This is a genomic window from Paraliobacillus sp. X-1268, from assembly GCF_003426095.1.
Taxonomy (GTDB): Bacteria; Bacillota; Bacilli; order Bacillales; family Amphibacillaceae; genus Paraliobacillus_A; species Paraliobacillus_A zengyii.
In genome coordinates this window covers 1-13,688 of record NZ_QJSK01000034.1, presented here as the reverse complement: position 1 = coordinate 13,688, position 13,688 = coordinate 1, and the positions used below count along the sequence as shown (strand labels likewise).

Genomic DNA, 13,688 nt, shown 5'->3' with positions numbered 1-13,688 from the left:
AGTACACGGCTAAGCATGCGCATGGTGCACCAAATCCTGAAAATAATCCAACAAAAAAAGATTCCGACCATCTTCCTAAGATGATCGGAATCTTTTTCGTTATTTTGGCTAGTTATGTCCCAGCCTCTTTCTTATTAATTTGATTTAATTAATGAAAAAAAGATATTCTATTACCTACTTGTGCTTAATATGGCTCTGCATCATGTCCCTTTTCTTCTGCTTCTTTTACAGCATCAGATGCACCTGTGCTACCAATTGGTGAACCACCATGCTTTGGAAGCTTACCATTAGTAGGAGTAATTTCATCTTTACTATCCATAGAATCTTTTTTATCTTTATTCATCTTTAGTCCATCTGCAACTCTTTGTCCATAATCTTGATCACACTTCGTGAACATATCAATCATTTTCTGTTGAATACGGGAATCACAAGGCTTTAATGTGTTAACAAGATTATTTATTAAATCATTGCGCTCCCAATCTTCAAATTTTCGATATGTTTCACCAGCTTGTTGAAAGTCATTTGTTCTTTCAATTGACTCGCGTGTTAAGTAACCCTCAACATATGGTTTATAGTAATCACCTTGTTGTTTTGCTTCTGTTAAACCATCAATAGTTGAAGGTTCATAATTGACATGTGGATTCGAACCCTTCGGACGATCAACTCGGTAGGACATTTGTCCACCTTCCTGATTCGTTGCAATATGCTTTTTCGGTGCATTAACAGGAAGTTGCAAGTAATTGGCACCTACACGATACCTTTGTGTATCAGAATAGGAGAAGGTTCGACCTTGTAACATTTTATCATCAGAGAAGTCAAGACCATCAACAAGAACACCTGTACCAAAAGCCGCTTGTTCAATTTCATTAAAATAGTTTTCCGGATTTTTATCTAATACCATTTTACCTACTTTTAGAAACGGAAACTTGTCTTCTGGCCACAACTTCGTGTCATCCAAAGGATCAAAATCTAATTCAGGATGTTCACCCTCATCCATTAGTTGAACACACAATTCCCACTCTGGATAATTCCCTTCCTCAATTGCCTCGTATAAATCTTGTGTTGCATGACTAAAGTTTTCAGCTTGAATACCATTGGCATCTTCTTGTGTTAAATTCTTTATACCTTGTTTTAATGGTTGCCAATGATACTTAACAAGTACTGCTTCACCATCTTTATTGACCCAACGATATGTGTTTACACCCGATCCTTGCATCTGACGATAATTAGCTGGAATACCCCAAGGTGAAAACAAAAATGTAATCATGTGCATTGATTCTGGAGTATTACTAATAAAATCAAATATCCTCTCCCCATCTTGAACATTTGTGACTGGATCAGGTTTAAATGAATGAACAAGATCTGGAAATTTTACTGCATCACGTATAAAAAACACTTTTAAATTATTACCTACTAAATCCCAGTTACCATCTTCGGTGTAAAATTTTACTGCAAAACCACGTGGGTCTCTTGCTGTTTCAGGTGAAGCAGTCCCATGTGTCACTGTTGAAAATCGAACAAGAACAGGTGTCTTTTTACCCGAACCAGAGAATACCTTTGCACGTGTATATTTCTCAACATCTTCATTACCGACTTTACCATACGTCTCAAAATATCCATGGGCACCAGCACCTCTTGCATGTACAACTCTTTCTGGTATCCGCTCTCGATCAAAATGAGAGATTTTCTCTAGAAATTCATAATTCTCCAAAGTAGATGGCCCTCTATTACCTACTGTTCGAATACTTTGATTATTTCTAATTGGATGACCTTGTCGATTGGTTAAAGTTTTTTCCTGTTCATCATCTGAAAACCTTTTATCATTTGCCCCACCAGGACCATTTTCTTTATTCATTTCATCCTCAAGCAAAAAATAACCTCCTAATAATTATATTTACTACTTATTATTACCAATAGAGGTTTTTTTTAATACAGTATGAAATATTTAATTACTAGCCTTGGTTTTTTACAACCTCCACACAAGTTTTACATAGGAAGCATATAAACAATAGCTATGATAGAATTGGAATGAAAGAAGATAGTAAAAGTGAAAAAATGAATAATGAATCTCGTACATGTAGTGGAATAGCAACTTATGTATTTGCACAAGCAAGTGAAGATGGTAGGGATAAGCAAAACTTTAACAACCACAGCATGAATGTACACTTATAGGAGGGATTAACCATGATGGGAGACTACGGCGGAAGGATGAATGGCTATGGTTTTGGAATGATGGCTCTTGGATTGCTAGGTTGTTTGATCAGCCTTATAGTTATAGGATTGGTTGTTTACTATGCAACCAAATTAGCATTAAAACACTATCACAAAGACCAACAAAAATAGATTAAACTTATAAAGATTCGAAGGAGCAAAAGTGATACTAGAATCACTTTTGCTCCTTCGTTTAGGTATGAAATTATATTCAGTGAATCTTAATTATACCATTCCTTCCCCCACTAAAAATATTGGTGGTGTAACTCCTTGAAATGGCAAGTATACTCAAGAAAGACTTTTTAAAAAAAAATATTTGGAACGGACTTTTTCTTATTTAATGATTTTTATTTAAAAAAGGCAAAATAAAAACCACCAATTATGTATTGGTGGAGACGGTGGGAATCGAACCCACGTCCAGAGATATTGGCACTCAGGCATCTACGTGCATAGTTGATAAATTATATTTCGCTCGCTATTCAGCCTATCAACAGGCTTCCTAGAAGCTAATCTGATTAGTCTCTTCTGACCGTCCTCAGATAGTGGACATCAGCGTATCCCGCTTCATTTGAGACCCTTCGATCTACCACACGGGAGATGGTAGGAAGGATCCTTTAGTGCTACTTACGCAGCTGCTAAAGAGTAATTGTTTTCTTTGCCAGTTATATTGGCTTGTAACGTTTTACGAGCCGTAACCTCGACACGCAACCTGAGCTCAATCTACCCCTGTCGAATCCGTAACGTCCCCATGTAAGAGGAACAAAACGAAATGGCTAGAAAAAGCCTATATCATATTTTGTTTGTTTAATTAAGACAATTACTAGTATATCAAATAATTGCGAAATTACAAGCATATCTCCTTGGTAACTTCTAACACCTAATTAAAATTATCTTTCAATGCGCGATCCATATCACGTTTTGCTTGTTTCTGTTTAAGGTCTTCACGTTTATCAAATTTACGCTTACCTTTACCTAGACCAATCAATACTTTCGCTACACCATTTTTAATATACATTTTTAATGGCACAATCGCATAACCTGCTTGTTGTGATTCCCCAAATAACTTATCTATTTGTTTCCGGTGCAACAATAGTTTTCTTGTTCGTGTTGGCTCGTGATTATGAATATTTCCTTGTTCATAAGTAGAGATATGCATATTATACAATAATGCTTCTCCACGTTCTATTCTAGCAAAGCTATCTTTCATATTTACTCGACCTGCACGAATAGACTTGATTTCAGTCCCTTTTAGTACTAATCCAGCTTCAAACGTTTCTTCAATTAAAAAATCATGATTTGCTTTTTTGTTTTGGGCAATAACCTTGCCGCTAGTCCCTTTTGGCATGGCGGTTTTCCTCCTCTAACTACGTGACATATATTTTAACAGGTAAATGAAACCATGACAACGCTTATCAATGGACAAGGTTCGTTTTTTTGTGCGATTATGTAAAAAGATAATAAAATGAAAGGAGTCAAAAAACATGATAGAACAAGCAACACACATTCGAAAATTAACACTTCATGACCAAACGAGCGTTCAAAATCTACAAACAAATATAGAAGATGATTATGTAGTTCATATTTTCCCCGATCTTATTGAAAACCAAACACATGCTGTTTACGGTGTTTTTGAAAATGAGACATTGATTACTATAGCTGGGTATTCGTTATTTCCTGGTGGCTATGCAATGCTCGGTCGGTTACGTAGCGATATTCGTTATATGGCAAAAGGATATGCAACGAAAATTTTAACTTTTATTATAGAAGACTTAAAGAACGATCCAAGTATCAAATGGATTGGAGCCAATACAAATATACATAACCATGCTGCGAAGCGCGTATTAGCTAAATTAGAGTTAGAACAGATCACAACGTTACACGCTTTGCCAGTTCGAGAAGCTAAACTTCTTAATGGTGTGAAAGGCGATAGATGGTTAAAAGTCGTAAATCCAGAAGAAAAACGCGCTTTATTGAGTTCTTTTGCAGATAGTCAACCACTTGTTTTCCCATATGAATGTTATTATCTTTTTCCATATACTGAAGCACTTATAACGGATAAGCACCTAGCAGAATCAACCTTTTATCAAAACCAGACGAAAGATCGCTTTATGATTATACGAAATGATCAAAAACACGAATGGTTTGCACATGTAAAATATTTTTGGGATGACGCTTTTGAACAACCAGGTTTTTGGGAAACGGTTTATCATTATGTAGAGAAAGAATCCAAGACCCTACGACCTTGGTTAGATTTTTCACAAGAAGGATTTAACTCCATTCCAAATTTAGAAGCATTTGATGTAGAAGACGGTTGGGCTCTTTACGGCAATTGGATAAATCGAACAAATAGTAACTAATGAATCTTCACATGATAAGAGGCTGTTGACATTTTCAACAGCCTCTTATCATTATTTCTTTTTACCTTTTTTCTTTTTTGAAGCTTTTGGTGGTTTTATTTTACCTTTATCGTTTCCTTTGCTCTTTCCATTGCCATTTGATTTATCTTTTTTTCTGCGATCATTTCGATTAGATTGACTCCCAGTCCCACTAGATACGCGCAATTTTCTTGGCTTCATACCAACAACCTCAAAGTCTACAGCACGTTCATCTAAATTAACAGCTGCTACTTTAATGGTAATTTCGTCACCTATACGGAAGATAGTGCCTGTTCTTTCCCCAATCATGGCATATGCTCGTTCATCAAAATGGTAGTAGTCATCCGTTAGATAACTTACGTGAACAAGGCCTTCTACCGTGTTTTCTAATTCAACAAATAATCCAAAGTTTGTAACGGAACTTATCACACCATCGAATTCTTCACCGATTTTATCTTGCATAAATTCTGCTTTCTTTAAATCATCTGTCTCACGCTCTGCATCAACAGATGCACGTTCCTTCTCTGATGCATGTTTAGCAATCTCAGGCATCCTATCTTTCCAATGATGTTGCGTTTTAGAATCCAATTGTTTGTTAACTAAATATGTTCGAATTAAACGATGTACAATTAAATCTGGATAACGTCTAATTGGCGACGTGAAGTGCGTGTAGAATTCAGTTGCTAAGCCAAAATGACCAATACTTTGCGGATCATATTTCGCTTGTTTCATGGACCGCAACATTAATTTAGAAATAATCATTTCCTCTTGTTCGCCCTCTACTCTTTTCAGAACCTTTTGCAATGCTTGAGGGTGAATTTCATTAGCAGTACCTTTGACTGCATAACCTAATGTACCTACAAACTCAAAGAATTTTTGTAATTTAGATTCATCTGGATCTTCGTGAATACGATGAATAAATGGTACGTCCATCCAGTGAAAGTGTTCAGCAATTGTTTCATTCGCTGCTAACATGAATTCTTCAATTAGTCGTTCGGCAACAGAACGTTCACGAATTGCTACATCAATAGCCTTACCTTCAGTATCGACAATTACTTGTGCTTCTTTAAAATCAAAATCGATCGCTCCACGACCAAAACGTTTTCCGCGTAAAGTCTCAGCTAATTTTTCCATATCTTCAAACATCGGAACAAGCTCCCGGTAACGCTCACGAACATCTTCATCCTTATCTGTTAAAATCTTATTAACATCGGAGTAAGTCATTCTTTCATTTGTCCGTATAACACTTTGGAAAATGTCATGTTTGACTACTTCACCTTGATTATTAATTTCCATTTCACAGCCAAGGGTAAGTCGATCTACTTGTGGGTTCAGGGAACAAATTCCATTAGATAAACGATGGGGTATCATCGGGATAACGCGATCAACTAAATAAACACTTGTTGCTCGTTCAAATGCCTCTTGATCAATTGGTGAATTTTCTTCCACATAGTAAGAAACGTCCGCAATATAAACCCCTAACTTAAAGTTACCGTTATCTAATTTCTTAACCGTTACAGCATCATCTAAGTCTTTTGCATCTGCACCATCAATTGTAACAATCATCTCGTCACGTAGATCACGTCTATTTTTTATTTCTGATTCATCTATTTCATCTGGTATCTGACTTGCATGTTCCAATACCTCATCTGGAAAATCAACTGTAATGCCATGCTTGTAGATGATTGAAATAATGTCCATACCTGGATCATTCTTGTGTCCTAATATTTCAATTACTTCACCTTCAGCACTCATTCGCTCTTCTGGAAACTTAGTAATATTCACAATTACTTTATGGCCACTAACTGCACCGCCTGATGCACTTTTCGGGATAAAGATATCATTCGGAATTCGCTTATCGTCTGCAATGACAAAACCAAAGTTCCCGTTATCATCATATGTCCCGATTACACGTGTTGTAGCACGTTCAACTATTCGAATAACAACACCTTCAGGTCGTTTTCCAAACTCATCTCTACTATCAATTCGCACAAGTACGATATCATTATTCATCGCAGATTGTAGGTCTGCATGGTTAATATAAACATCATCTTGTCCTTCTTCTTCTGGGATTAGAAAGGCAAAACCCTTCGCATGCATTTGAATGCGCCCTTTAATTAAATTCATTTTTTCAGGTAATCCATAACGATTTTTTCTAGTTTTAACTAATTCACCCTTTTCTTCTAGATGATTTAGCATTTTTACTAACACTTTAAATTGATCAACATCTTGAAGCTCCAATACTTCTTCGATCTCTTTTACAGTTAAAGGTTTCGTTGCTTTTTCTTGAAAATAGTGCATGATTGATTCTTGCATTTTTTCTTGATTCATTCTTTCACCCTCTTTCTATTGAAACGGTCTATGCTTATTATGGTTTAAGACCAATCCAATGATTCTAAAAATTGATAAATATCTTCATGAACTTCCTCTTTTTTCTTTCCTAATGTGATAGCATGTCCTGCATCTTCATACCATTTAATATCTTTTTGGTCAGATTCCACATTGTTATAAATAAAGTTTGCACTATCAGTATTGATCATTTGATCATCTTTAGCTTGCACTACAAATGTCGGTGTGTAAATTGTATCTATATTATTTTTCACATCTGTTATTAAATCACCTAATTGATTAAATAATTCTGGCGATTCATCGACAAGTTCTTTCACTTCTTGTTTTATTGTTTCCTGATCTTTACCTTCTACTTCCTTATATTGTTTTGAAAAAATTTGAAAGCCTTTTGTCAACTGTGTTTCGTTATCAAAAAACATCGGTGTACACATTGGGATAATACCTCTAATTGCTTCTGAATATGCTAGCTTTAAACCAAGCACACCACCCAATGATAATCCTGCTACTGCAATTTTTTGATAGCCCATATCTTTCAGTTCGCGAAAGGCTATTTGAACATCTTCCCACCACTCTTTAGCACTTACACCAATGAGATCCTCAGGGGCTTTTCCATGTCCTCGATATATAGGAGCGTGTGTTGTATAGCCTTTCTTTTGTAAAAATCTTCCTAGCATACGAACATCTGCAGTATGACCTGTGAAGCCATGTAATAGTAATACCGCGCGTTCTCCTTCTTCAAACGTAAAAGGCTGAGGTTTTTTTATCTGCATTATTCTTCTCCCTTTCAAATTAATTTGTATCTATTATGTATGATGGGTTAATCTTACCAAAAAGAAACATAACTTTCACAGATACTGCTTATAATAGTATTTGTAGATTAAATCAAAACCCCCTCACTATCTAATTAGTAAGGGGGATAACCATTGTTTCGCTTATAGAATGTAAGCAACTGCAAATGTTAATACAAATAATAAAACAGCCGCTACAACAGTAGCACGATGCAAGACAGCATCAATACCACGCGCTTTTTGTTTACCGAATAATTGCTCTGCACCACCAGAAATTGCTCCTGATAATCCAGCACTTTTTCCTGACTGAAGTAATACTAAAACGATAAGTGCTATGGCAACAATAATTAATAACGTAATCGCAACTCCTTGCATGGTTGCGTACACCTCCTAAGACACACTAATACATAAACTAAATGTAGCATAAATAGGAACTACTTCGCAAGTTAATTTTTACTAGAAAGCATGGTTTGTTCTGCCACTCTATTCCAATTTACTATATACTAGTGTAAAAGTTGTAAATAAAGCGAGGTAAATTTCTAATGAAACGAACAAATTGGATCACTACAAATGATAACTATTCTATCTACTATCAACAATGGGAAAACCCTTCTATTGAGCCTAAAGCAATCATGCAAATCGCACATGGCATGGCAGAACACATCGATCGTTATGATGAATTCGCAAATTTTTTAGTAGAACGCGGCATATTAGTTTATGGAAATGATCATCGTGGACATGGTCAAACGGGAAAAAAATACGGAACTGGTTATTTTGACCAAGCAAACGGATTTGACAAAGCAACAAATGACTTACTAACCTTGACTGAAATGATTAAAATGAGACACCCTACTCTACCAATATTTTTATTTGGACATAGTATGGGATCTTTTTTAGTTCGCAATTATTTATTAAAAGAATCGAATCAACTTGCAGGCGTGATACTTTCAGGAACTGGTTCTGAACCAAAACTCATTACTAAAATAGGGAAAATGATTGCAAAATCACAAATAACCTCCCATGGATGGAATGAACCTTCTAACTTTTTAAATAAAGTAGTATTTGGAAAGTACGCACGTTACTTTAAACAACGAGAAACTGCATTCGATTGGCTTAGTCGAGATCAGCGAAATGTAAAGGCTTATCTTGACGACCCAGATACTGGTTTTATACCTAGTGCTTCCTTTTTCTATGATCTCTTTAATGGGATTGAAGTCATCCAAGATCAAAAGAAAATAGCTACTATTGCAAAAGATCTCCCGTTTTTCTTTATTAGCGGAACCAATGATCCTGTTGGTAAGTTTACCAAAGGTGTTAACAAAACAATTAAACAGTACCAAAGCAAAGGCATTAATAAGATAGATTTTAAATTTTATCAAGATGCTAGACATGAGTTACTTCATGAGATAAATCGTCAAGAGGTAATGGAAGACATACACAAATGGCTCTTAGAAAATAGGTAAAAAGCACAAATATGCTTGATAATGATTTATTTTGGCAGTTTTTGATTGAAAATAAAGGTAGGTTGTTTTATTATAAAGATAAAGCCCTTACAATTAGGTGGGATTAAAAATGTTAACACCGAAAAGACACAAATTAATCAGTGAAGTTATTCAAAAACAACAATTAGTTACCATTCAAGAATTAGTAGCTTTAACAGGGGCATCTGAATCAACTATAAGACGAGATCTAAGTGAATTAGAAAAGCAACATTTACTTGTTCGAATACATGGTGGCGCTACGTTAAAGCAATCAAAAAGCCAAGAATTGAGTTATCCCGAGAAATCGAGACAACATATAGATAGTAAGAAAAGGATTGCTTATTATGCATCAGCGTTAATAGAGGAAAATGATTGTATCTATCTAGATGCCGGAACGACAACATATGAGATGATACCATTCTTAGTAGATCGGAATATAACGGTCGTTACAAACGGCTTAACCCATGTAGAATTGCTCAGTCAACTTAATATTAAAACGTATTTACTTGGCGGTTTTGTGAAAAATACAACAAGAGCACTAATAGGGCAAGGTGCACAAGCAAGTCTTCTGCAATATAGATTAGATAAATGTTTCCTTGGTGTGAATGGAATCCATAGTGATTATGCTTATACAACACCAGATCCAGAAGAAGCAATAATAAAAAAAACTGCTTTAAAAATAGCCCAGAATGGTTTCGTGGTAGCAGATGCTTCAAAACTAAACCAGATTTCTTTTGCTAAAATTGATGACCTACAAGCAGCGACAATTATCATAAACAAACCAACAGAAGCTTCACTTGATTTGTTTGAAAAGAAAACTAACGTAAAGGTTGTGACAGAAGAATGATATACACATGTACATTAAATCCATCAATTGACTACATTATTCATGTCTCAGAATTTCAATTTGGTGAATTAAACCGTGGCGAACAAACTTCATACTACCCTGGTGGTAAAGGGATTAATGTTTCACGTGTTTTAAAAAGGCTCGCTATCAATAATACAGCACTTGGATTTCTTGGTGACTTTACTGGTGATTTCATTAAGAATAAGTTGCAAGCAGAAACTGTGCAAACAGACTTCATACCTGTACAAGGAACTACTAGAATTAATATGAAGATGAAGTCTAATAAGGAAACAGAAATTAATGGTCCAGGTCCTTCGATTTCCACTGATCAGTTAGAGGAACTATATACGCAAATCAGAAATTTAAAAGCAGGAGATATTTTAGTTGCAGCTGGTAGTATCCCAAATACAGTTCCTTCTAATTTCTACGTAAAAGCAGCTGCAATTTGTGAAACTAATGGCGTACAAATGGTTGCTGATACATCTAGCCAAGGATTAAAAGAACTACTTGGAACGAAACTATTATTAGTTAAACCAAATCAACAAGAACTTGGTGAATTATTTGATGTCAACATAGAGACAATAGAAGATGCCGTAACATATGGCAAAAAACTACACGAACAAGGAGCTCAAAATGTTATTGTTTCCATGGGCGGAGATGGAGCAGTTTATATCTCAGAACAAGGAAGCTTTATTGCAAAGGCACCTAAAGGAACCGTTAAAAACACAGTCGGTGCAGGGGATTCTATGGTATCCGGCTTTCTAGCTGCATATACCACAGAAAAGTCTGCTGAAGATACATTTCGATATGCAGTAGCTACAGGAAGTGCAACTGCATTTAGCGCAGATTTATGTACAAAAAGTGATGTAGAGGCTCTATTAGATAAAGTAGAAATAAAAAGAGCTTAATCAACAAGATGGTTAAGCAATGTTATTGGACTTCACCCTCATATAATGGTATTGTAGTGTAGGTATAACATAGAAAGATTGGAATATTTAATTCCCTCTTTTTTAGGAATCTTACAATTATGCGACGTTTTTGAAGAAACCCTTGAAATCACAACTAAAAACAGAGTAAAATTGTAATGTAACATACCTATAAAAATTTATAAATAATTCAGGAGGTTTTTCTCATGTCAGCAGAAAAAACAGTTAAAATTACAGATTCAACAGGTGTACACGCACGTCCAGCAACAGTGCTTGTAAATAAAGCAGGAAGTTTCGCTTCAGACGTTACAGTAGAATATAACGGTAAGTCAGTAAACTTAAAATCTATTATGGGCGTTATGTCATTAGGAATTCCAAAAGACGCTGAAATTAAAATTGTTGCGGAAGGTTCTGATGAGCAAGAAGCAGTAGATGCAATTTTTGAAGTGATCAAAAAAGAAGGACTAGGGGAGTAATTATTAATGAGTAATATCAAAGGGATCGCAGCATCAAACGGAATTGCTATTGCTAAAGTTTATAAATTGGCTGCTCCGGATCTTTCTTTTGAAAAAAAGAAAGTTGACGATGTGGAAGCTGAAGTGGAACGCTTAAGTAAAGCACTTGAGATTTCCAAAACAGAATTAGAGAAAATAAAAGAAAATGCTCGCAAAACACTTGGCGATGAACATGCTGAGATTTTCTCTGCACACTTACTCGTACTAAGTGACCCAGAAATGATTAATCCGATTAAAGATAAAATCAAAACAGATCAGGTTAATGCTGAATTTGCTTTAGACGAAACAGCTACTATGTTTATTGACATGTTTAAAGCGATGGAAAACGAATACATGCGGGAACGTGCTGCCGACATTCAAGACGTAACAAAACGTGTAATGGCTCACCTACTAAATGTATCATTTCCAGATCCAGCATTAATTGATAAAGAAGTTATTGTTGTTGCAGAGGATCTTACTCCATCTGATACAGCACAACTAAACAAGAAGTTTGTTAAAGGGTTTACCACTAATATCGGTGGACGTACATCTCACTCAGCAATTATGGCTCGTTCATTAGAAATTCCTGCTGTTGTTGGAACAAAAACAATAACAACAGATGCAATTGAAGATGAAATTGCAATTGTGGATGGGATTGACGGTGAGGTTATTATCAACCCAACTAAGGAAGAAATAGCAAAGTATGAACAAAAACACGCAGATTTCGAAAAGCAAAAAGAAATCTGGGCGCAATTAAAAGATGAACCAACTGTTTCTTCTGATGGAGAACATGTTGAACTTGTCGCAAACATTGGTACACCAGAAGACGTTGCTGGTATTATTAATAATGGTGGAGAAGGCGTTGGTCTATATCGTACGGAGTTTCTTTATATGGGTAAATCCCAGCTTCCAACCGAAGATGAACAGTTTGAAGCCTATTCATCTGTTTTAGAACAAATGGGTGATAAACCAGTTGTAGTTCGTACACTAGATATAGGTGGAGATAAAGAGCTTAGCTACTTAGATTTACCTAAGGAAATGAATCCATTTCTAGGATTCCGCGCTATTCGTTTATGCTTAGAGCGTGATGATATTTTCCGTGTACAATTACGTGCACTTCTACGTGCTAGTACATATGGGAACCTAAAAATTATGTTTCCTATGATTGCAACTTTAGATGAGTTTAGACAAGCTAAAGCACTATTAGAAGAAGAGAAAACAAACTTATTAAACGAAGGTGTCAATGTTTCCGATAAGATCGAAGTCGGTATTATGGTCGAAATCCCTTCAACTGCTGTAATTGCTCGTCAATTCGCTAAAGAAGTTGATTTCTTCAGTATTGGAACAAATGATTTGATTCAATACACAATGGCTGCCGATCGTATGAATGAACATGTCTCTTATCTATACCAACCATACCACCCTGCTATCTTAAACCTTGTTAACAATGTTATTGAAGCAGCACATGCAGAAGGCAAATGGGCTGGAATGTGTGGGGAAATGGCTGGCGACTCAATTGCAATTCCAATTCTCTTAGGTCTTGGATTAGATGAGTATAGTATGAGTGCAACTTCAATTCTTGCAGCACGTACACAAATAAAAGGATTGTCCAAGAAAGAGCTCGCTACTTTCAAAGATGAATTACTTAGCATGGGTACTGCAGATGAAGTTGAAGCATTTATTCGTGAAAAAACAAATCAATAAAGTAAAAAAGCAATCTCCAAAAGGAGATTGCTTTTTATTTACTCAACTTTCTCACCAAAAATTAAAGCTAATCGTTGACTGTTATCAGTTTGGAGTGTGTTCATTATATAGCTTGGCAATATTTAAATAGGTTGTTTATTAGTAAATAAACATAGACTGCGCAATATCATCGCTTAGCTTAAGTCGGAATTATCATCAACTGTGACGTAACATTCTGGTCTTACTCGCTACGTCAGCAAAATAGTTTCGCTTTCCGTGGGCACGAACCCATAGCCGTCAAGCTAAGGATAAAATATAGAAAAACAAAACAGTGTCCAAACAACTTTTTACTAAATATTGAATTATTTTACAACAAGGTAAATAAGAAGCGTTTCCTGCTTTATTGTGGAAATTTTATACAGTTGTTCTATGCTGCTTTAACGGTTCTTTCATACGCAAGATTTAGAATATCAAAAGGACTCTTATGCTTATAGCGATGATCTTTCCTTCCATGCCTGTAGACATTTTGATAGA

At 35.7% G+C, this 13,688-nt stretch carries 12 protein-coding genes and 1 other RNA gene; 7 read left to right on the top strand and 6 right to left on the bottom strand.

Annotated elements, in window-relative coordinates; genetic code table 11:
* Positions 1–184: 184 nt before the first annotated feature.
* Positions 185–1,855 carry a catalase gene (locus D2K62_RS18145; protein WP_117161852.1) on the bottom strand — a complete coding sequence of 557 codons (1,671 nt, stop codon included), beginning with the start codon at positions 1,853–1,855 and terminating at the stop codon, positions 185–187.
* A gap of 329 nt (positions 1,856–2,184) precedes the next feature.
* Between D2K62_RS18145 and D2K62_RS18845 the strand changes: the two genes are divergently transcribed.
* A complete protein-coding gene (locus tag D2K62_RS18845; protein ID WP_198671320.1) occupies positions 2,185–2,343 on the top strand; it encodes a hypothetical protein in 159 nt (52 codons plus the stop codon).
* A gap of 255 nt (positions 2,344–2,598) precedes the next feature.
* On the opposite strand, the gene ssrA is transcribed toward D2K62_RS18845, so the two are convergent.
* Both ssrA and smpB read right to left on the bottom strand, forming a co-directional pair.
* Positions 2,599–2,959: a transfer-messenger RNA gene (gene ssrA / locus D2K62_RS18140) on the bottom strand.
* A 129-nt stretch (positions 2,960–3,088) separates the two neighbouring features.
* On the bottom strand, positions 3,089–3,556 hold the full coding sequence (gene smpB, locus D2K62_RS18135; protein WP_112181804.1) for an SsrA-binding protein SmpB: 468 nt from the start codon (positions 3,554–3,556) through the stop codon (positions 3,089–3,091).
* A gap of 136 nt (positions 3,557–3,692) precedes the next feature.
* On the opposite strand from smpB, the gene D2K62_RS18130 reads away from it, so the two are divergent.
* On the top strand, positions 3,693–4,568 hold the full coding sequence (locus D2K62_RS18130; protein ID WP_112181805.1) for a GNAT family protein: 876 nt from the start codon (positions 3,693–3,695) through the stop codon (positions 4,566–4,568).
* A gap of 51 nt (positions 4,569–4,619) precedes the next feature.
* Here the strand turns inward: D2K62_RS18130 and rnr are convergent, their stop codons facing one another.
* From rnr to secG, 3 genes are all read right to left on the bottom strand, one after another.
* Complete coding sequence (rnr, locus tag D2K62_RS18125; protein ID WP_112181806.1) at positions 4,620–6,917, bottom strand: ribonuclease R; 2,298 nt, start codon at positions 6,915–6,917, stop codon at positions 4,620–4,622.
* Between the two features lie 44 nt (positions 6,918–6,961).
* Positions 6,962–7,705, bottom strand: coding sequence for an alpha/beta hydrolase (locus tag D2K62_RS18120; protein ID WP_112181807.1), 744 nt, complete (start codon positions 7,703–7,705; stop codon positions 6,962–6,964).
* A 162-nt stretch (positions 7,706–7,867) separates the two neighbouring features.
* A complete protein-coding gene (secG, locus tag D2K62_RS18115) occupies positions 7,868–8,098 on the bottom strand; it encodes a preprotein translocase subunit SecG (RefSeq protein ID WP_112181808.1) in 231 nt (76 codons plus the stop codon).
* Between the two features lie 167 nt (positions 8,099–8,265).
* Between secG and D2K62_RS18110 the strand changes: the two genes are divergently transcribed.
* The 5 genes from D2K62_RS18110 (at position 8,266) to ptsP (ending at position 13,175) form a co-directional block, all read left to right on the top strand.
* Positions 8,266–9,186 (top strand): alpha/beta hydrolase, encoded by a 921-nt coding sequence (locus D2K62_RS18110; RefSeq protein ID WP_112181809.1) that lies wholly within the window; start codon positions 8,266–8,268, stop codon positions 9,184–9,186.
* 109 nt (positions 9,187–9,295) lie between these two features.
* A complete protein-coding gene (locus D2K62_RS18105) occupies positions 9,296–10,051 on the top strand; it encodes a DeoR/GlpR family DNA-binding transcription regulator (RefSeq protein ID WP_112181810.1) in 756 nt (251 codons plus the stop codon).
* A complete protein-coding gene (gene pfkB, locus D2K62_RS18100; protein ID WP_112181811.1) occupies positions 10,048–10,959 on the top strand; it encodes a 1-phosphofructokinase in 912 nt (303 codons plus the stop codon). The genes D2K62_RS18105 and pfkB overlap by 4 nt, the downstream gene beginning before the upstream one ends.
* A gap of 224 nt (positions 10,960–11,183) precedes the next feature.
* Positions 11,184–11,453 carry a phosphocarrier protein HPr gene (locus tag D2K62_RS18095; RefSeq protein WP_112181812.1) on the top strand — a complete coding sequence of 90 codons (270 nt, stop codon included), beginning with the start codon at positions 11,184–11,186 and terminating at the stop codon, positions 11,451–11,453.
* Between the two features lie 6 nt (positions 11,454–11,459).
* Positions 11,460–13,175 carry a phosphoenolpyruvate--protein phosphotransferase gene (gene ptsP / locus D2K62_RS18090; RefSeq protein ID WP_112181813.1) on the top strand — a complete coding sequence of 572 codons (1,716 nt, stop codon included), beginning with the start codon at positions 11,460–11,462 and terminating at the stop codon, positions 13,173–13,175.
* Positions 13,176–13,688: the final 513 nt, after the last annotated feature.

Bases quoted from the DNA above. Each gene is read 5' to 3' on its own strand.
- D2K62_RS18145 (WP_117161852.1), bottom strand. From the start codon at position 1,855: ATGAATAAAGAAAATGGTCCTGGTGGGGCAAATGATAAAAGGTTTTCA.
- D2K62_RS18845 (WP_198671320.1), top strand. From the start codon at position 2,185: ATGATGGGAGACTACGGCGGAAGGATGAATGGCTATGGTTTTGGAATG.
- smpB (WP_112181804.1), bottom strand. From the start codon at position 3,556: ATGCCAAAAGGGACTAGCGGCAAGGTTATTGCCCAAAACAAAAAAGCA.
- D2K62_RS18130 (WP_112181805.1), top strand. From the start codon at position 3,693: ATGATAGAACAAGCAACACACATTCGAAAATTAACACTTCATGACCAA.
- rnr (WP_112181806.1), bottom strand. From the start codon at position 6,917: ATGAATCAAGAAAAAATGCAAGAATCAATCATGCACTATTTTCAAGAA.
- D2K62_RS18120 (WP_112181807.1), bottom strand. From the start codon at position 7,705: ATGCAGATAAAAAAACCTCAGCCTTTTACGTTTGAAGAAGGAGAACGC.
- secG (WP_112181808.1), bottom strand. From the start codon at position 8,098: ATGCAAGGAGTTGCGATTACGTTATTAATTATTGTTGCCATAGCACTT.
- D2K62_RS18110 (WP_112181809.1), top strand. From the start codon at position 8,266: ATGAAACGAACAAATTGGATCACTACAAATGATAACTATTCTATCTAC.
- D2K62_RS18105 (WP_112181810.1), top strand. From the start codon at position 9,296: ATGTTAACACCGAAAAGACACAAATTAATCAGTGAAGTTATTCAAAAA.
- pfkB (WP_112181811.1), top strand. From the start codon at position 10,048: ATGATATACACATGTACATTAAATCCATCAATTGACTACATTATTCAT.
- D2K62_RS18095 (WP_112181812.1), top strand. From the start codon at position 11,184: ATGTCAGCAGAAAAAACAGTTAAAATTACAGATTCAACAGGTGTACAC.
- ptsP (WP_112181813.1), top strand. From the start codon at position 11,460: ATGAGTAATATCAAAGGGATCGCAGCATCAAACGGAATTGCTATTGCT.